The 18,068-nt window shown below is 66.3% G+C and carries 17 protein-coding genes; 3 read left to right on the top strand and 14 right to left on the bottom strand.

Annotated elements, in window-relative coordinates:
- Window positions 1-12 precede the first annotated feature (12 nt).
- The 8 genes from N2L00_RS05450 to truB all read right to left on the bottom strand — a co-directional run bounded on the left by N2L00_RS05450 (window position 13) and on the right by truB (window position 7,938).
- Complete coding sequence (locus N2L00_RS05450) at window positions 13-1,413, bottom strand: M16 family metallopeptidase (protein WP_370647279.1); 1,401 nt, start codon at window positions 1,411-1,413, stop codon at window positions 13-15.
- Window positions 1,414-3,639, bottom strand: coding sequence for a polyribonucleotide nucleotidyltransferase (locus N2L00_RS05445; RefSeq protein WP_227924486.1), 2,226 nt, complete (start codon window positions 3,637-3,639; stop codon window positions 1,414-1,416).
- A 337-nt stretch (window positions 3,640-3,976) separates the two neighbouring features.
- Window positions 3,977-4,246, bottom strand: coding sequence for a 30S ribosomal protein S15 (gene rpsO / locus N2L00_RS05440; RefSeq protein ID WP_146363312.1), 270 nt, complete (start codon window positions 4,244-4,246; stop codon window positions 3,977-3,979).
- Between the two features lie 132 nt (window positions 4,247-4,378).
- Window positions 4,379-5,362: a bifunctional riboflavin kinase/FAD synthetase gene (locus N2L00_RS05435; RefSeq protein WP_255863359.1), complete on the bottom strand. Its 984-nt coding sequence runs from the start codon at window positions 5,360-5,362 to the stop codon at window positions 4,379-4,381.
- Between the two features lie 106 nt (window positions 5,363-5,468).
- Window positions 5,469-6,131 carry a DUF4345 domain-containing protein gene (locus N2L00_RS05430; protein ID WP_255863360.1) on the bottom strand — a complete coding sequence of 221 codons (663 nt, stop codon included), beginning with the start codon at window positions 6,129-6,131 and terminating at the stop codon, window positions 5,469-5,471.
- Between the two features lie 83 nt (window positions 6,132-6,214).
- Complete coding sequence (locus N2L00_RS05425) at window positions 6,215-6,664, bottom strand: hypothetical protein (protein WP_255767177.1); 450 nt, start codon at window positions 6,662-6,664, stop codon at window positions 6,215-6,217.
- Window positions 6,661-7,029, bottom strand: coding sequence for a hypothetical protein (locus tag N2L00_RS05420; RefSeq protein ID WP_227924482.1), 369 nt, complete (start codon window positions 7,027-7,029; stop codon window positions 6,661-6,663). The genes N2L00_RS05425 and N2L00_RS05420 overlap by 4 nt, the downstream gene beginning before the upstream one ends.
- Entirely contained in the window at window positions 7,030-7,938 is a 909-nt protein-coding gene (truB, locus tag N2L00_RS05415) for a tRNA pseudouridine(55) synthase TruB (protein ID WP_255863361.1), read from the bottom strand.
- Window positions 7,939-8,014: 76 nt separating this feature from the next.
- Here truB and N2L00_RS05410 point away from each other — a divergent pair, with 76 nt between their 5' ends.
- On the top strand, window positions 8,015-9,160 hold the full coding sequence (locus tag N2L00_RS05410; RefSeq protein WP_255863362.1) for a pyridoxal phosphate-dependent aminotransferase: 1,146 nt from the start codon (window positions 8,015-8,017) through the stop codon (window positions 9,158-9,160).
- Between the two features lie 111 nt (window positions 9,161-9,271).
- Here the strand turns inward: N2L00_RS05410 and rbfA are convergent, their stop codons facing one another.
- The 5 genes from rbfA to rimP form a co-directional block, all read right to left on the bottom strand.
- Window positions 9,272-9,745 carry a 30S ribosome-binding factor RbfA gene (gene rbfA / locus N2L00_RS05405; protein ID WP_255863363.1) on the bottom strand — a complete coding sequence of 158 codons (474 nt, stop codon included), beginning with the start codon at window positions 9,743-9,745 and terminating at the stop codon, window positions 9,272-9,274.
- A gap of 72 nt (window positions 9,746-9,817) precedes the next feature.
- Window positions 9,818-12,727: a translation initiation factor IF-2 gene (infB, locus tag N2L00_RS05400; protein ID WP_255863364.1), complete on the bottom strand. Its 2,910-nt coding sequence runs from the start codon at window positions 12,725-12,727 to the stop codon at window positions 9,818-9,820.
- A 132-nt stretch (window positions 12,728-12,859) separates the two neighbouring features.
- Window positions 12,860-13,255, bottom strand: a complete 396-nt coding sequence (locus N2L00_RS05395) for a YlxR family protein (protein ID WP_227924581.1) — start codon at window positions 13,253-13,255, stop codon at window positions 12,860-12,862.
- Window positions 13,256-13,303: 48 nt separating this feature from the next.
- Window positions 13,304-14,275, bottom strand: a complete 972-nt coding sequence (gene nusA, locus N2L00_RS05390) for a transcription termination factor NusA (protein WP_227924477.1) — start codon at window positions 14,273-14,275, stop codon at window positions 13,304-13,306.
- Window positions 14,276-14,902, bottom strand: coding sequence for a ribosome maturation factor RimP (gene rimP / locus N2L00_RS05385; protein WP_255863365.1), 627 nt, complete (start codon window positions 14,900-14,902; stop codon window positions 14,276-14,278).
- A gap of 86 nt (window positions 14,903-14,988) precedes the next feature.
- On the opposite strand from rimP, the gene N2L00_RS05380 reads away from it, so the two are divergent.
- On the top strand, window positions 14,989-16,209 hold the full coding sequence (locus N2L00_RS05380) for a DUF4439 domain-containing protein (protein ID WP_255863366.1): 1,221 nt from the start codon (window positions 14,989-14,991) through the stop codon (window positions 16,207-16,209).
- Between the two features lie 78 nt (window positions 16,210-16,287).
- On the top strand, window positions 16,288-17,274 hold the full coding sequence (locus N2L00_RS05375; protein WP_255863368.1) for an aminoglycoside phosphotransferase family protein: 987 nt from the start codon (window positions 16,288-16,290) through the stop codon (window positions 17,272-17,274).
- Here the strand turns inward: N2L00_RS05375 and N2L00_RS05370 are convergent.
- The gene (locus tag N2L00_RS05370; RefSeq protein ID WP_227924473.1) at window positions 17,271-18,068 is read right to left on the bottom strand and encodes a TSUP family transporter; all 798 of its coding nucleotides are present in this window, start codon (window positions 18,066-18,068) and stop codon (window positions 17,271-17,273) included. The two genes, N2L00_RS05375 and N2L00_RS05370, sit on opposite strands and share 4 nt — an antisense overlap.

Here is an 18,068-nt window from a genome sequence, read left to right as displayed (position 1 = left end):
TTCGTATAACGGCTAGAAGCCCAGTTCGGCCGCTGATTCGAACGGACCCACCACGGTGATGGTGCGGGGCGCGGCGGCCAGTTCGACGGCCAGTTCCTGGACCTGTTCCGCGGTGACCGAATGGATCCGGCGCAGGGACTCATCAATGTCGATGAACTCGCCGCTGACCAGCTCGGCCCTGCCCAGGCGGGACATCCGCGAGCCGGAGTCCTCCAGGCCCAGCACCATGCCGCCGGAGATCTGGCCCAGTGCCTTGGCCAGCTCGGCCGGCTCAACGCCGTCGGCGGCCAGTCGCTCGAGCTCGCTGCCGAGCAAATCGATGACCTGGCGGGTTTTGGCAGGCGAGCAGCCCGCATACATGCCGAAGTAGCCGGCGTCCGCGTACGACGCCGAGAAGGAGTAGGTGGAGTACACCAGTCCGCGCTTCTCGCGGATCTCCTGGAACAGGCGGGAGGACATGCCCCCGCCGAGGATCGTGTTCAGCACGCTCATGGCAAAGCGGCGGTCATCCGTGGCGGTCAGTGAGGGGCAGCCCATCACGATGTTGGCCTGCTCCACCGGACGGTTGATGACGTGGACTCCGGCGGTGCCGGAGATCGACGCCGGCGCGGTGTCCCGGCGCGGCGCGGGCGTTGCCGCCGGGTCCAGTTCCCAGCCGGCGGTCTGCAGCGCCTCCAGCACGAGTGCGCAGACCTGCTCGTGGTCCAGTCCCCCGGCAGCGGTGACTACCAGTTCCTCCGGACGGTAGTACCGCCGGTAATGGTCAAGGACCGCTTCGCGGGACACGCTCCGGATGGCGTCCGGAGTGCCGCCGATGGGACGGCCGAGGGCATGGTCGCCGAGGACGGCTTCGGAAAACTTTTCGTGGCAGAGATCGGCCGGATCGTCATTGTCCATGGCGATCTCTTCGAGGATGACGTCGCGTTCCTGTTCCAGTTCCTCAGGATCCAGGACGGCGGACGTGACCATGTCGGTGATGACGTCAATGGCCATCGGAAGATCGGTATCCAGCACCCGTGCGTAGTAGCAGGTGCTTTCCTTGGCGGTGGCCGCATTGGACTCGCCGCCCACCTCGTCAAACGCCGAGGCGATATCCAGCGCCGAACGGCGGCTGGTGCCCTTGAACAGCAGGTGCTCAAGGAAGTGTGTGGAGCCGTGCCGGCCCGCGGCTTCATCCCGCGAGCCGACACCAACCCAGAATCCGATGGCCGTGCTGCGCTGGCCCGGCATTTCCTCCGTCAGGACCCGGACGCCGCCGGGCAATACCGAACGGCGCACGACGGCGCCTCCCGGAGTGCCGACAACAAGGGTCGGGTCGGAGGAAAGAGTGGTCAGCGGAAGCTGGACAACCGTCCCGTGCCCCTTCGGTGAGGAAGGGGACACGGGACGGTTTCCATCGGAGTAGTCCGGCATTTACTCTGCAGACTCGGTTTCTGCTGCTTCTTCGCCTTCGGCGTCTTCAGCAACCACCGGGGAGAGCGAAAGCTTTCCGCGGTCGTCGATCTTGGTGATTTCCACCTGGACCTTCTGGCCCACGGAGACGACGTCGTCGACGTTGTCCACGCGCTTGCCGCCGGCGAGCTTACGCAGCTCGGAGATGTGCAGCAGGCCATCCTTGCCCGGGGTCAGGGAGACAAAAGCACCGAAGGTGGTGGTCTTGACTACCGTGCCGAGGTAACGCTCGCCGATCTCGGGGACCTGCGGGTTGGCGATCGCGTTGATCGCCGAGCGGGCAGCCTCGGCGGAGCCGCCGTCGGTTGCGCCGATGAGGACGGTGCCGTCATCTTCGATGGAGATGTCAGCGCCGGTGTCCTCCTGGATCTGGTTGATCATCTTGCCCTTCGGGCCGATGACCTCGCCGATCTTGTCCACGGGGATCTTGACCGAGATGATGCGCGGGGCGAACTCGGAGAGCTCGTCCGGTGCGTCGATCGCGGCCTGCATCACGTCGAGGATGTGCAGGCGGGCTTCGCGGGCCTGCTTCAGTGCTGCTGCCAGCACGGAGGCGGGGATACCGTCGAGCTTGGTGTCCAGCTGGATGGCCGTGACGAACTCGGAGGTACCGGCAACCTTGAAGTCCATGTCGCCGAAGGCATCTTCGGCGCCGAGGATATCGGTCAGGGCTGCGTAGCGGGTTTCGCCGTCAACCTGGTCGGAGACCAGGCCCATGGCGATACCTGCCACCGGAGCGCGCAGCGGCACACCGGCGTTGAGCATGGACAGCGTCGAGGCGCAGACCGAACCCATGGAGGTGGAACCGTTGGAGCTCAGGGCTTCGGAGACCTGGCGGATGGCGTACGGGAATTCTTCACGCGTGGGCAGCACCGGCATCAGGGCGCGCTCTGCAAGTGCGCCGTGGCCGATTTCGCGGCGCTTGGGCGAACCCACGCGGCCGGTCTCACCGGTGGAGTACGGCGGGAAGTTGTAGTTGTGCATGTAGCGCTTGCGCGTTACCGGCGACAGCGAGTCGATCTGCTGTTCCATCTTCAGCATGTTCAGCGTGGTGACACCCATGATCTGGGTTTCGCCGCGCTCGAAGATGGCCGAACCGTGCACGCGGGGCAGAACCTCTACCTCGGCGGTGAGCTGACGGATGTCCGTCAGGCCGCGGCCGTCGATACGGACCTGCTCCTTGAGGATGCGCTGGCGCACAACCTGCTTGGTGACGGAACGGAATGCGGCGGAGACTTCGCCTTCGCGGCCTTCGAACTTCTCAGCCAGTGCGGCCTTGACTTCGTTCTTCAGCTCGTCGGCGGCGGCGTCGCGCTCCTGCTTGTCGGCGATCGAGAAGACCTTGGCCAGCTTCTCGCCGGCAGCGGCTTCAACGGCCTCGTACACGTCATCCTGGTAGTCCAGGAAGATCGGGAACTCGACGGTGGGCTTGGCGGCGCGGGCAGCCAGGTCCGACTGGGCGTCGCACAGGACCTTGATGAACGGCTTTGCCGCTTCCAGGCCTTCTGCAACAACCTCTTCGGTCGGGGCGGTGGCGCCCTCTTCCTTGATGAGGTTCCAGGCGTTGTCGGTGGCTTCGGCTTCCACCATCATGATGGCGACGTCGTCACCGGCAATGCGGCCGGCAACCACCATTGAGAACACGGCGCGCTCCAGCTCGGAGTGCTTCGGGAACGCAACCCACTGGCCGTCGACCAGGGCAACGCGGACGCCGCCGATCGGGCCGGAGAACGGCAGGCCGCTCAGCTGGGTGGACATGGAGGAAGCGTTGATCGCAACCACGTCGTAGAGAACGTCCGGGTTGATCGCCAGGACGGTGACGACAATCTGGACCTCGTTGCGCAGGCCCTTGACGAATGCGGGGCGCAGCGGGCGGTCCATCAGGCGGCAGGCCAGGATGGCTTCGGTGGACGGGCGGCCTTCGCGGCGGAAGAACGAGCCCGGGATGCGGCCGGCAGCGTACATACGCTCCTCGACGTCCACGGTCAGCGGGAAGAAGTCGAAACCTTCACGCGGGGACTTACCGGCGGACGTGGCCGAGAGCAGGGCGGTGTCTTCGTCAATGTAGACCATCGCCGAACCGGCTGCCTGCTGGGCAAGGCGGCCGGTTTCGAACCGGATGACGCGCTTGCCGTACTTGCCGTTGTCAATAACGGCTTCTGAGAACTGAATTTCGGGACCCTCCATATGAGAGTCACCTCCGTTTCTTCTGTGGGCGGAGGCACCCAGCACCGTATCGAACTTCTTTCCGCGCGGCACGGGCCGCACGTTCAACACCCGGTCTTCGATCGAGGTCCTCGGGCAGATTCTCCCGGAGACCACTACCGAGGACCGCGAATGCTGCGATGCTGGCTGACTCCTGTGATGTTTGCTGGTGCTTCTTTTACAGCTGAACTACCTTCGCCGGTCCCCTTCGAGGGGGACCGGAATCAGACAGGTGCGCTTCCGGCTTTCCCGGTGTCCATGCCTGCCTGCGCAAAAGGCGGCTCCCCGTGCAGTGCACAGGTGCCGCCTTTCACAAAGACTATCGACGCAGGCCGAGACGCTCAATGAGCGCACGGTAGCGGGCGATGTCGGTCTCGCGCAGGTAGCTAAGCATGCGACGACGACGACCAACCAGGGCCATCAGGCCGCGGCGGGTGTGGTGGTCATGCTTGTGGGTCTTCAGGTGCTCGGTCAGGTCGAGGATGCGCCGTGAAAGCACAGCAACCTGAACCTCGGGGGAACCGGTGTCCCCTTCAGCGCGAGCGAATTCCCGAATGATCTCCTGCTTGACGGCGGGATCGAGTGCCAATGTAACTCCTAGAGTTGTGCCGTGAGGCCCGAGTCAGCACTTCGCTGCCGGGAATCTTCCTGCCCTGGGGCGTCAGCCCCGGAACATAAAGAAATTCAGCCGCCACGGACCGCAGCCGAATTTGAAACCAGTTTACCTGCCCGGGCCGCTTTCTGTCGAAAGGACCTCGCGGGTGCGTTCGACGTCGAGTCGCATCTGGGCGACCAGCGCGTCGGGCCCGGTGTACGCCACCATGCCCCGCAGCCGGTCCACGAATTCCACCACCACGTGCTGGCCGTACAGGTTGAAGTCCTCCACCTCTTCGGCCGGACGGTCGATGACGTGGGCTTCCACCTGGCGGCTCACACCCTCGAAGGTGGGATTGGATCCCACCGACACGGCGGCGGGCCACCGGGCGCCGGCCTCGTCCACCAGCCAGCCGGCGTAGATGCCGTCGGCGGGGATAAGGCCTGAGGATTCCGGGGCGAGGTTGGCGGTGGGGAAACCCAGTTCGCGGCCGCGTGCCGCCCCGTGCACCACTTCGCCGCGCATCCGGTGGGTGCGTCCCAGCAGGCGGGCAGCGGTTCGGACATCACCTTCCCGCAGTGCCTCGCGGATCCAGGTGGAGGAACAGCGCCGGCCGGAGTCCGGTCCGTCCGGAAGGGCACCGAAATCCTCCACCGCTTCCACGTCGAACCCAAGCTCGCGGCCGAGTCCGCGCATGGTGTCCAGGTCTCCTGCATTGCCCCGTCCGAAGCGGACGTCGTGGCCGATGACGACTGTCTTGACGTGGAGCGCCTCGACCAGGACCGTGCGGACAAATTCCTCGGCGGTCAGGGACGCCAGATCCAGCGTGTAATGCATCATCAGCAGGCCGTCCAGCCCGGTATCCGCCAGCGCCTGCACCCGGTCCACGAGGCCCATGATCAGTTCGGGTGCGCTCTCGGGCCGGTGCACCTGCGCCGGATGGGGATCAAAGGAGATGGCGACGGCGGCGGCATCCTGGGCGCGGGCCACCTTGACCAGGCGGTTGAGCACATGCTGGTGGCCCAGGTGCACCCCGTCGAAGTTGCCGATGGTGATTACTGTCGGACCAATATCGGCGGGTATTTCCGCCAGGTCATTCCAGTAGTACACACAGGCTCCTTAACAGCATTTTCCAGCGCCGGTCGAACGGCTGGTCCAGGTTTCCGGGCGGCTTTCGCCGCGCCGGGACCTATCCATTATGTCCGATCTGCGCCGATTACCGGGAACCGCCCGCAATCCCGGCATCTCCTCCGGCCTGCTGGCTGTATTCGCGGCGCAGGTCGGAGGTCTTGGCGATGAACCGGTGCCAGACCAGCAGCGCCGGCGGGAAAGCCAGCTCAACGATCATCAACACAATGAAGGTGAAATGCGGGGTTCCGGAGAAGGCCCAGGAAAGCACCCGGCCGATGCCGCCCAGGAACACCATCAGGCAGACGAGCCAGAGCATGTTCGCCCACTGGAATTTCACGGCAATGGCCACGAACGCCGCACCTACGCCCACCATCATGGCGGCGAAGAACCGGTACTGGCTCTCGAGGGTCGGATCGACCTCTCCCCCGGAACTGTCCGGCAGGCCTGCCGTGCCGGTGATGAGGTTATAGAGGCCGAACCCGGCCACGAGAATGCCCACCCCGATGACGACGGCGCGGAAAACACCCCAGTCGTCACTGCTCTTGTAGGGCTTGGCAGCCTTGGGCTGCTTTGCTGCCCTGCCCGGCTTGCCGGACCGCTCCCGGCGGGTCGAGGCGTCAGACGCGGGCACGCCCGGTGTTGATGTCCCCGGCGTCGATGTCCCCGGCGCCTTCGGTGCCTGGTTTCCCGGGCCGTCCGTGCCCGTGGGGCTGTTCCGGTCGCCCGGTGTCGGCGCTGCGTTGCTCATGGCTCCCCTTTGACGGAGTTGGAACTGAAGTTGTTCCTGCCATCGTCTCACGCACCCGCGCGAATTAGGTAAGCATACTTATTTCATCGGCGCGCGTCTGCGCGGTGCCGGTAAAGCCACCACAACCCGATCATCGGCAGGATCAGCGGCACATACCCGTAACCGCTGCCAAAGCCGGACCAGACCGTGTCCTCGGGCAGTGCGGCCGGATCGATCAGGCCGAAGACGCCGACGGCCAGCACCCCGACCATTTCCACGCCCACTGCCGCCACGGAGATCCGATAGGCCGTGGCGCCGGAGCGGGCCAGGCCGACGGTCGCCACGATGTAGACCAGGGCGGCAAAAGCGGACAGCAGGTAGGCCAGCGGCGCATGCTCGAACTTGGTGAGGATCTGGAACGCAGCGCGGGCCGACGCCGCCAGGGCGAAAATCGCGTAAACGGCTACCAGCAGGCGGCCGGGTCCAGCGTTGCGGGCCGCCGGAGCGGACATGTCCGCCGACTCGGCGTCGTCGGGATTTATGCTGCGGTTCATAGAAGTGTTGCTCCGTCCCAGATCTGTTCCATCCGGAACAGCATGACAAATACGGTGATTCCCACGGCGGAAAGCACGATGTTGCTCCAGCGGCTGCGGTCCAGGAGCGACCACCAGACCGCACCGACCGGGATGACCAGCGCGGTCAGCAGATAGCCCCAGAACTCCCAGGCTTCGCCGGCGATCCCTTCCCCTCCGGCGAGGCGGATCAGGGAAGCGGCGCCGTAGACCAGCAGGAAGAGTTCGACGGCGGCCGCAGACAGGATGGTGAGGTCGTTCGGTCCCTGCTTCAGGACGGCGGCACCGATGCACAGCACCACGGACACCAGGCAGACGAGGGAACCAACGAGGAACAGCGGGTCCATTTACGCCTTCTCGTTTCCGGGTGTGAAGACCAGCAGTGCCTTCGCCTGCTCACCCTTGTCCTCGAGCAGTCCCACCGCCCGGCCGTCCGGATCGATGGCCGCGACCGGCCCCGGCTGTCCGGTGCCGGTGGCGCTGATCCGGCGGCCGTGCGAGAGGTCCTCGGCTTCGGCTGCGGACAGGCGGCGTACCGGGAAGAGGTCGGCGGCGGCGTCGTCGAGGTCCAGGACCCGCAGGTCCTCGGCCAGTTCCTCGAGGGTGGAGGCCTGGTCCAGGCTGAACGGTCCCACGCACGTGCGGCGCAGCGCGGTCAGGTGCCCGCCGACGCCGAGCGCGGCACCGAGGTCACGGGCGAGGGCGCGGATGTAGGTGCCGGAGGAGCAGTCGACGGTGACGTCGACGTCGCGCAGCCGCCCGCCGTTCTCGCGCCGGATGGCGTGGACCTCGAACCGGGAGACGGTAACCGGCCGCGCGGGCAGGTTCACTTCGCCGCCGGCGCGGACCTTTGCGTAGGAACGTTCCCCGTTGACCTTGATCGCGCTGACGCTGCTCGGGACCTGCTGGATGTCACCCGTCAGGTTCGCCACCGCAGCCCGGATTTCCTCGTCCGTCACGGCGGCGGCAATGGTTTCGGCCGTGACTTCGCCCTCGGCGTCGTCCGTGACGGTCGACTGGCCGAGCCGGATGGTCGCTTCGTAGGTCTTGGTGGTGCCGACAATGTAGGTCAGCAGGCGCGTGGCCTTGTTGATGCCGACCACCAGCACGCCGGTGGCCATCGGATCCAGGGTGCCCGCGTGTCCGACCTTCCGGGTGCCCGCCAGCCTCCGCAGGCGTCCGACCACGTCATGGCTCGTCCATCCCTGCGGCTTGTCCACAATAATCAGTCCTGAACGGACCTGCCCTGAATTCACGCCTTTCAGTATATGTTGCGGCGACCGGCGTCCGTTCCGCACCACGGCCGCCCGCAGGCGGGGATAGCATTCGGATATGGCACAGCTCTCACCCCACGTCCGGAAAGTCCCGGCCAACCAGATCCGCCAAATCACCCAGGCCGCCTGGGCGAAGCCGGATGCGATTGTCCTGAGCATCGGCGAGCCCGGCTTCCCCACCCCGGGGCATATCCTCGACGCCGCCCGGGCCACGCTGGACCGGGATGAAACCGGTTACACCCCCAATGCGGGGATCGCTCCCCTGCGCTCCGCCTTCGCCCGGCATGCGGGTGCCGCCTGCGGGAAAGAGATCAGCGCTGAGCGCGTCTTCGTTACGTCGGGGGCGCAGCAGGGCCTGCATTTGGCCATAAGCCTGCTCCTGGACGCCGGAGACGAGATCCTGGTGCCGAACCCGGGATACCCGACGTTCGCGATGACCGCCGAACTCCTGCACGCAGTGCCGGTGGCGTATCCCCTGTATCCGGAGCACGGGTTCCAGCCGAGGATCGAAGACATCGAAGCCCTGCTCACGCCGCGCACGCGGGTGCTGCTGCTGAATTCCCCGTCCAACCCGCTGGGGGCCGTGTTCAGCGGGGAACTGACCCGTGCGCTGGTGGAGCTGGCGCGGCGGCACGACCTGTGGATTCTTTCGGACGAGTGTTACGAGGCGTTCACCTTCGATGTGCCGCATGTGAGCCCCCTGGCGTTCGACGGCGACGCCGGGGAACGCGTGATCACTTCCCTCACCCTGTCCAAGACCTACGGCCTGACCGGCCTGCGCATCGGTGCGCTGGTGCTGCCCGAGGGACTGGAACCGGTCCTGAGCACGGTCATGGAGTCCATCGTGTCCTGTGTGGCCTCCCCCTCGCAGTATGCGGCCCTGGCCGCACTCACCGGGCCGCAGGACTACGTAGACATGGCCTCCGCGCATTACCGGGCCAACCGGGATGCCGCCTGCTCCGTCCTTGCCGGGAAGGGAATCCGGTATCTCGAGGCACGCGGCGCCTTCTACCTCTGGGCGGACGTCTCCCATGCGACCGGAGGAAACGTCCGGGACTGGGCCCTCCGCTTCCTGGACGAGCACGGCGTCGCCGTAGCCCCGGGTACTGCGTTCGGATCCATCGGCGAGGGCTGGATCAGGATTGCGCTGTGCGGGGACCGCGCGGAGCTGCTGGAAGGCGTGAGCCGGCTGCCGGAGCCCTGAGGCTGTGTGTAGTTGAGGCTGCGCGAGGTTGAGGCTGCGTAAGGCAGGTTGGGCAGCAAAAAGGGAGCGGCCCCGTAAAACGGAACCGCTCCCTTTTTGAGGGTCTAGGACCTACTTCGCGTCCGAGTCGACCGGAGCATCGGATTCGAGGCCTTCGTCGAAGTCCTCTTCGTCCTTGCGGTACGGATCGGCGTCGCCTGCGTAGCTGGCACCTTCCTTGAGCGCTGCCAGTTCGGCGTCGCGCTGCTTGGCTGCCCGGATCAGTTCCTCGAGGTGGCCGGCGTTAACCGGGATCTCGTCGGCAACGAATTCAAGCGTGGGGGTCAGGCGGACAGTGATGTTCTTGCCCACCTCGGCGCGCAGGATTCCGCGTGCGGATTCCAGGGCTGCCTTGGTATCTGCCTGCTGCTCTTCGTCGCCGAAGACCGTGTAGTACAAAGTGGCGTGCTGCAGATCATTGGTGACCCGTGCATCGGTGATGGTCACGAATCCCAGCCGGGGATCCTTGATCCGCCGCTCGAGCGCCTGGGCAACTACTACCTTGATACGGTCAGCGAGTTTCGCAGCGCGTGCTGGATCTGCCATTACCTCTCCTTACTAAGACTGGAAACATGTATCCGCAGGCCGCCGGGAGACCCGGCGGCCTGCGGCCACGGATTAGACGCGCGGCTTCTCGCGCATCTCGAAGGTCTCGATGATGTCGCCTTCGCGCACGTCGTTGAACGAGCCCAGGCCGATACCACATTCGAAGTCCGTCCGGACCTCAGTGGCGTCGTCCTTGAACCGCTTGAGCGAGTCCACGGTGAGGTTGTCACCGATGAGCTTGCCGTCGCGGGTGACCCGTGCCTTGGCGTTGCGGCGGATAACACCGGAGCGGACGATCGAGCCGGCGATGTTTCCGAACTTGGAAGAACGGAAGACTTCGCGGACCTCGGCGGTGCCGAGCTGGACTTCCTCGTACTCGGGCTTGAGCATGCCCTTGAGTGCGAGCTCAATGTCATCGATTGCTGCGTAGATGACGGAGTAGAAGCGCATGTCCACGCCTTCGCGCTCTGCCAGGTCGGCAACGCGCTCGGCCGGCTTGACGTTGAAGCCGATGATGACGGCGTTGTCCACCGTCGCCAGGTTGACGTCGTTCTGCGTGATGGCACCGACGCCGCGGTGGATGACGCGCAGCTGCACGCCTTCGCCGACGTCGATCTTGAGCAGCGAGTCTTCCAGGGCTTCGACTGCACCGGAAACGTCACCCTTGAGGATGAGGTTGAGGGTGTCGACCTTGCCGTCAGCAACGGCCTGGTCGAAGTCCTCGAGGCTGATGCGCTTGCGGCGCTTGGCCAGTGCGGCGTTGCGGTCCGCAGCCTCACGCTTTTCAGCGATCTGGCGGGCGGTGCGCTCGTCGTCGGTAACGAAGAACGTGTCGCCGGCGCGGGGAACGTTGGACAGGCCGAGCACCTGGACCGGACGCGAGGGTCCGGCTTCGGTGACGTTGTCGCCGTTCTCGTCGAACATGGCACGGACACGGCCGTGGGCCGTACCCGCCACGATGGTGTCGCCGACCTTCAGCGTTCCGGACTGGACCAGCACAGTTGCTACTGCACCGCGGCCCTTGTCCAGGTTGGCTTCGATCGCGATACCGCGGGCGTCCTTGTTCGGGTTGGCGCGCATGTCCAGGGCAGCATCTGCGGTAAGCAGAACGGCCTCGAGCAGGGCGTCGATGTTGAGGTTCTGGCGGGCAGAGACCTCCACGAACATGGTGTCGCCACCGTATTCTTCGGGAACCAGTCCGTATTCGGTCAGCTGGCCGCGGACCTTCTCCGGGTTGGCGCCTTCCTTGTCGATCTTGTTCACTGCGACCACGATCGGCACGTTGGCTGCCTGTGCGTGGTTGAGTGCTTCCACCGTCTGCGGCATAACGCCGTCGTCGGCTGCAACAACCAGGACCGCAATGTCGGTGACCTTGGCACCACGGGCACGCATGGCGGTAAACGCCTCGTGGCCCGGAGTATCAATGAAGGTGACGGCCCGCTCGATGCCCTCGTGATCGAAGGCGATCTGGTAGGCACCGATGTGCTGGGTGATACCGCCGTGTTCGCCTTCCACAACGTTCGAGTTGCGGATGGCGTCCAGCAGGCGGGTCTTACCGTGGTCAACGTGACCCATGACGGTGACTACCGGAGGACGTGCCTCAAGCTGGTCGTCGCCTTCGGCTTCCAGTTCTGCCTCGAAGTCGATGTCGAACGTGCTCAGCAGTTCGCGCTCTTCGTCTTCCGGCGAGACAACCTGGATCTTGTAGCCCAGCTCCGTACCCAGTACGCCGAACGTCTCTTCGTCCAGGGACTGCGTGGCCGTTGCCATTTCACCGAGGTGGAACAGTACGGTCACCAGTGCTGCGGGGTTGGCCTCAATCTTGTCGGCGAAGTCCGTGATGGACGCACCGCGGCGCAGACGGACAACGGTGTTGCCGTCGCCGCGGGGTACCGAAACGCCACCCAGCGACGGAGCAGACATCTGCTCCAGTTCCTGCCGCTTGGCCCGCTTCGACTTGCGCTGCTTGCCGCGTCCTGCGCCGCCCTTGCCGAAAGCACCGGCAGTGCCGCCGCGTCCGCGGCCGCCCTTGCCGAAGCCGCCGCCAACCGGGGCGCCGCCGCCGCCGGTACCCGGGGCTCCGCCCGGTCCGCGGCGGGGTCCGCCGCCTGCACCGGGACGGCCCGGAGCTGCGGGACGTTCAGTGCGGTTGGGCATCATGCCCGGTGTGGGGCGTGCGCCGCCGGCGCCTGCTCCTGCCGGACGGGGGGTGCCCGGACGCGGTGCGCCGGGACGGGGAGCGCCGGGGCGCGGAGCACCCGGACGCGGTGCGCCGGGACGGGGTCCACCTGCACCGGCTGCGGGACGGGGGCCTGCGGCACCCGGCGTACCGGGACGTTCGGCCTCATCGCGGCGTCCACCCGGACGCGGCATGCCCTGCGAGGTAGCGAAGGGGTTGTTGCCCGGACGCGGTGCGCCGGTACCCCGTTCGCCGTCGCCGCGGCCACGCGGACGCGGCATGCCCTGGGAAGGCGCAAACGGGTTGTTGCCGGGGCGGGGTCCGCCACCGCCCGGGCGGGGTGCGCCGGGGCGGGGTGCCGAAGAGGCGGATGCCTTGGCGGCGTCTTCCTTGCCGGCTTCGGGTGCAGCGGGTTCCGCGGCGGGAGCCGGTGCTGCCGGAGCCTCGGCTGCGGGTGCAGCCGGCGCTGCCGGTGCCGGAGCGGCCTCAGCGGGAGCTGCCGGTGCCGGAGCGGCGGGCTGCTCTGCTGCGGGAGCTGCCGGGGCAGGCTTCGCGGAGCCGGGCTTGGGGGACGGGGCCGAAGGCTTGGACGCGGAAGCGTCAGCCTTGGCGGGGGCTGCCGGGGAAGCAGCAGCCTTGTTTTCAGACGCCGGGAAGGCGCCTCGAAGTTTCTTGACTACCGGGGCCTCAATAGTTGATGAGGCGGAACGGACGAATTCGCCCAGTTCCTGCAGTTTTGCAACTGCATCCTTCGAGGTAATGCCGAGCTCTTTAGCAAGCTCGTGTACGCGGACCTTGGCCACATTTCTCCTGTCTCGGTCCGCACCGAGCCAGGTACGAACCGTCTATTTACTGTGGGCTTCCACTGCAGTTGCAGCGGGGCCCATCGCAGAGCACAACAAAGTACTCATCGCTGGGTACTCATCGGGTTTCCATCAGATTTCTGACCCGCTTTCAGGTTGGACGGTTTTGAGTCCGTTCCCGGTCGGAACGTCCTCAAGGGCCTTGAACCAACGTTCAACGTCCGATATTTCCACGGAACCCCTAAAGGCCCGCGGAAAGCCCGAACGTTTCACTGCCAATCTCAGGCATGCCGTGTCGGGGTGCAACCAGGCACCCCTTCCAGGCATTCGGTGGTCCTCGTCGACACGGACGGCGTTGCCGCCTTCCATGCTGACACGGACCAACCGCAGCAGAACAGCTTGGTCATCCTTTTTCCTGCACCCTATGCACGTTCGCAATGGAACGTGCCTGGATACCCGATTTCCCGCGGCAGCGCCGGAAGCGGCTGCCGATGAATGGGACGCGGAGGGTGACCCGGCCTTATACATTCTAGCGCCTTTCTTGTCCGGCGCTGCATCCGCTTCCGGCACCGGAGCCTAGGAGGCCTTCGCGTCGGAAACGATATCGATCCGCCAGCCGGTCAGCTTGGCCGCGAGGCGGGCATTCTGGCCTTCCTTGCCGATCGCCAGGGAGAGCTGGTAGTCGGGAACCACAACGCGTGCGGACCTCAGGTCCTCGTCCGTAATGGTCACGGAGTTCACGCGCGACGGCGAGAGGGAGTTGGCGATGAACGTCGCCGGATCCTCGCTGAAGTCGACAATATCGATCTTCTCGTCATGCAGTTCGTTCATGACCGCACGCACGCGGGAGCCCATCTCGCCGATGCAGGCGCCCTTGGCGTTGATGCCGGGGACGTTGGCCTTGACGGCAATCTTGGAACGGTGTCCTGCTTCGCGTGCCAGCGCCACGATTTCCACGCTGCCGTCGGCAATTTCCGGAACTTCGAGTTCGAAAAGCTTGCGGACCAGGCCGGGGTGGGAGCGGGACAGCGTGATGGACGGACCCTTGAAGCCGCGGCGCACGTCAACGACGAACGCGCGCAGGCGGGAACCGTGGAGGTACTTCTCCCCCGGAACCTGCTCGGGCGGGGGCAGCAGTGCCTCCACCGAACCGAGGTTCACCTGGATCATGTGCGGGTTGTTGCCCTGCTGGATCTGGCCGGAGACCAGTTCACCTTCGCGGCCCTTGAACTCGCCCAGGATGTTGTCATCCTCGACATCGCGCAGGCGCTGCAGGATGATCTGCCGGGCCGTGCTGGCGGCGATCCGGCCGAAGCCGGCCGGGGTGTCGTCGAACTCCCCCACCGTGGATCCGTCGTCGTCGAGCTCAGCAGCCCAGATGGTTACGTGACCGGTCTTCCGGTCCAGTTCCGCCCGCGCCTGCTCCTGGGCGCCGTTGGTCTTGTGGTAGGCAACCAGCAGAGCCTGCTCAATGGTCGGCACCAGCAGATCCAGGGGGATCTCCCGTTCGCGTTCCAGCAGCCTCAGCGCACTCATATCTATTTCCATCTAGGCCTCCTCAGCTGTGGTTTCATCATCCGGGGCGTCCTCGCCTACCGGGTCGTCTTCAAGGTGGGCGAATTCGACTTCAACGCGCCCCTTGCGGATGTCGGCGAATGCCAGGCGGACCGGGTCCCCCTGTTTGGCCTTCATCCCTTTCTTGACCGGGAGTTCCGGTATCAACGTAATGCCGTCGTCTTCGACGGAGATCAGCCGTCCCATCACGTCGTCCCCGCGCTCAACGGAAACGGACACCATCCGGCCTGCGTTGCGGCGCCAGTGGCGCGGCTCGGTGAGGGGACGGGAAACCCCGGGGGACGAAACCTCGAGGTTGTAGGGACGTCCGTCATCGCCCGGATCGTTGTCCATGGCTTCGGAAATCACTTGGGCTGCGGACGAAATCCTGTCCAGGCTGACGCCTCCGGGCTGGTCCTCGGGAAGGTCCACGATGACGTGGACAGTGCGGTGGGCACCTGCCAGCTTGATCTCGATGTCCTCGAGGAACAAATCCTGCATCTCTACCGTGGGGGCCAGATAATTCTTGAGCCGCTGCGTCTCCGCGGCTACTTCTGCACGTATCGCATTCCTGCGGTAATCCGACGACGTGTCTTTTTTGGGGTTGGGCCGAACCGCCATAGCTGCCTCCCACTAGATGTTGTTGTAGTCCTAGACTACCGACATTCCTGTGTCCTTGAGGCATCGATGCAGATGAGAGCGCGTTCGTGACATCATCGACTGTTGTGGATGAGCCCCTGGAAAACCCCGGACCCGAGCCCGCGCCTGCCCGCCGGTTCCGCCGTTTGGGTGCCGGGACGCTGCGTCTTGTGTTGTTCCTCGCACTCGGGGCGGTGATCCTCAGCTTCGGCCTGGTGGCCGGTACCGGGGACGGCCGGGAGCGCACCCGTTCCTTCTCGGAAATTGCCCTGGCCGAGGCGCGAACCAGCGCCCAGGCCCTTTCCGCCGAGGCGGGGGCACTGGCCGCTGCAGGGAAAAACCCCGAAGCAGTCGAACTCCTGGCCCAGGCCGAGGGGCTGCGCACTCAGGCTGCCCTTCTGACCAGCACCGGCCGGGAACCGGCCGCTGCCCGGAACACCTTCGAGGAACCGCTCGTTGTTTCCGGCTCGGCGGGAAAGGACCGGGCGGGCTCGCCCGCAGTTCCCGAGGCACCGGATGCCAAGGACCTCGAGCCCTATGTGCGGGCACTGGCGGCGTCTGCAAAGGCCAACCTGCAGGCTGCGTGGCGGGCGGACGCCGGCACGGCGCGCCTGCTCGCCGCGACCGGGGCCGCCCAGCAGGTCTGGGCCACTCGTACCGCGGGCCTATACGGCCTGGCCTTGCCGGAGACCAACGGCCCGCACACCGGAAATCCGGCTGCCGCAGGCGAAGCCACCGAGGCGCCGGCAGCGGAGAAGAAGTTGTCCAACTGCCCGGATGCCGGCACCGGAGAAAAGACCGCCGACACGGCAGCGGGAACTCCCTCCGGCAGCGCGGCAGCCGGTTCCGCGGCCCCCGATGCAGCCGCTGCCCTGAAGGCCGCCATTGACGCGGAATTCGGCGCCGCCTATGCCTATGAGGTCGCCCTCGCGCAGGATCCTTCCGCCGCAACCCGCGGTGGGCAGTGGCAGACGCGCATGGCCGCGCATCAATCCCGTGGCACGGACGCGGTGGCCTACCTGCCCGGCCTGTGCCTGCCGGCGGTGCCTCCGGTGGCCGCCTACCGCCTGGATGCAGGTTTCCTGCGCAATCCTGCCGACGCCCTGCCCGCACTGGAACAGCAGTTCCCGGCGGTCTACGCTGACCTGGTGGCGTTGAGCGAAGGAGAACTCCGCGGCTGGGCGATCGACCGGCTCGCCGCTGTCTCAGCGGAACTGTATCTGCAGGCCGAAATCGTCCCCGCATCTCCCGGCCTCGACGCCGTCCCGGAGGATCTGCCGTGGAACTGATCCTTCGCCGCCCGCTCCCCCGTTCCGGCGGCCGCCATCCCCGCCGCAGCCGTAGCCGCCACCTCCGAGGAGAACTGCATGGCACCCGCCGTCGTCGTACCTGAGGCCCTGCGCCGACGCTACCTTGGCACCCGGGACGGCCGTACCTGGCTGGCTGGCCTGCCGGGACTGGTGGAGACCAGCCTGGCCGCTTTCCGGCTCGTTCCGGATCCGCCCGGGGCCGCGCCCTGGCACGGGCATGGAGCACTGGTGCTGCCCGTGCGTTCCGCCGACGGGAACCCCGCAGTGTTGAAGTTCCCGTTTCCGCATCCGGAAGCAGCCACCGAGACGGCTGCCCTGGCCCTCTGGGACGGCAGAGGGGCCGTACGGCTGCTGGACAGGGACGCGGCCGGAACCTGCCTTGTCCTGGAACGCCTCGACCCCGACCGCACGCTGTTGTCCGTGGACATGGACGCTGCCGTGCGGATCTGGGGTTCGCTCGTACGCCGGCTGAGCCTGCCGGAATCCGATTCGCCCCACTGGGCCGCCGTCCCCTCCCTGGCCCAGCATGCCGAACAGCTCTCGGACGAGCTGCCCGCGGAGTGGGACGCCCTGGGGCGTCCGTTTGAACGCTGGCTGCTGGAGGCCGCGCTGGAGGTCTGCCAGACCCGCGGCGCGGTGGGACGGCGGTCCGGCCGGGACGTCCTGGTCCACGCGGACCTGCATTATGCCAATGTCCTGGCCCGTCCCGGACACCCCGGCGACTACGCCGCCATCGACCCGCAGGCGGTCTTCGGCGAGGCCGAGTACGCCGTGGCTCCGATGCTGTGGAACCGTCTGCATGATCTGGATGCCTCGGCGCCGGAGGAGGCTCTGCTGGCACGGCTGGACGGCCTGTGCGCCGCCGCGGGCCTGGACCGGAACGCGGCGCTGGACTGGAGCGTCCTGCGTGAGGTCACCAACGCGCTGGATTACGTGCGCGAAGGGCAGCACGGCGACGCGCAGCGGTCCGTCTGGGTGGCATCGGCACTGACCGGCCGGCGGCATCCGGGCATTCCGCCGGTGCAGGAGCTGCCGGCCGCCTAGGCGCGGATGTTCTCCACCCAGACGTCGTGGCCAAGCTTGACGATCAGGGCGGCAACGACCACCAGGAAAACTATCCGGATGAACTTGCTGCCCTGCTTGACCGCCATCCGGGCACCGAGATAGCCGCCGATCATATTCGCGAAGCCGAGCACGAGTCCCAGTCCCCAGAGCAGCGATCCGTTCGGAAGGAAAAACGCCAGGGCCCCGAGGTTGGTCGCCATGTTCACGATCTTGGCCTTGGCGCTGGCTGCGAGGAAGTTGTACCCGAGCAGGGTCACCATGGCGATGATCAGGAAGGAACCGGTCCCCGGGCCGATCAGTCCGTCATAGAAGCCGATCACCAGGCCGATACCGGCTGCGGTGCCGTAGTGCCGGCGCCCGGTGTGGCGCAGTTTCGTCAACTCGCCGACGGTGGGCTTGGTTGCAGTGAACACCGCCACCGCCACTAGCGCCACCACGATGATGGGTTTGAAGACCGACGACGGGAGCGAGGCGGCCAGGATGGCTCCGCCGAAGCTCCCGGCCAAGGCAATGCCCGCCATCGGCAGCGCCGTCCGGAGGTCCGGATGGGCCCGCCGGTAATAGGTCACGGCACTGGTGGTAGTGCCGAAAATGGAGCCCATCTTGTTGGTCGCCAGGGCCTGGACCGGGCTGATCCCCGGTACGAGGAGGAGCGCGGGAAGCTGGATCAGCCCGCCGCCGCCCACCACTGCATCCACCCAGCCGGCAGCCAGGCCTGCCACCACCACAAGCGCGATGGTGGCAAGCGTGACCTCCTCGAGACCGGAGACCAC

The sequence above is a fragment of the Arthrobacter sp. zg-Y1171 genome (genome assembly GCF_025244845.1).
Taxonomy (GTDB): domain Bacteria; phylum Actinomycetota; class Actinomycetes; order Actinomycetales; family Micrococcaceae; genus Arthrobacter_B.
The sequence above is the reverse complement of the archived record's forward strand: the minus strand, read 5'-3'. Positions and strand labels throughout refer to the sequence as shown.

Coding starts and splice junctions, on each gene's coding strand:
- N2L00_RS05450 (WP_370647279.1), bottom strand. CDS start 1,413: ATGCCGGACTACTCCGATGGAAACCGTCCCGTGTCCCCTTCCTCACCG.
- N2L00_RS05445 (WP_227924486.1), bottom strand. CDS start 3,639: ATGGAGGGTCCCGAAATTCAGTTCTCAGAAGCCGTTATTGACAACGGC.
- N2L00_RS05430 (WP_255863360.1), bottom strand. CDS start 6,131: ATGAGCAACGCAGCGCCGACACCGGGCGACCGGAACAGCCCCACGGGC.
- N2L00_RS05425 (WP_255767177.1), bottom strand. CDS start 6,664: ATGAACCGCAGCATAAATCCCGACGACGCCGAGTCGGCGGACATGTCC.
- N2L00_RS05420 (WP_227924482.1), bottom strand. CDS start 7,029: ATGGACCCGCTGTTCCTCGTTGGTTCCCTCGTCTGCCTGGTGTCCGTG.
- N2L00_RS05410 (WP_255863362.1), top strand. CDS start 8,015: ATGGCACAGCTCTCACCCCACGTCCGGAAAGTCCCGGCCAACCAGATC.
- rbfA (WP_255863363.1), bottom strand. CDS start 9,745: ATGGCAGATCCAGCACGCGCTGCGAAACTCGCTGACCGTATCAAGGTA.
- N2L00_RS05395 (WP_227924581.1), bottom strand. CDS start 13,255: ATGTATAAGGCCGGGTCACCCTCCGCGTCCCATTCATCGGCAGCCGCT.
- nusA (WP_227924477.1), bottom strand. CDS start 14,275: ATGGAAATAGATATGAGTGCGCTGAGGCTGCTGGAACGCGAACGGGAG.
- rimP (WP_255863365.1), bottom strand. CDS start 14,902: ATGGCGGTTCGGCCCAACCCCAAAAAAGACACGTCGTCGGATTACCGC.
- N2L00_RS05375 (WP_255863368.1), top strand. CDS start 16,288: ATGGCACCCGCCGTCGTCGTACCTGAGGCCCTGCGCCGACGCTACCTT.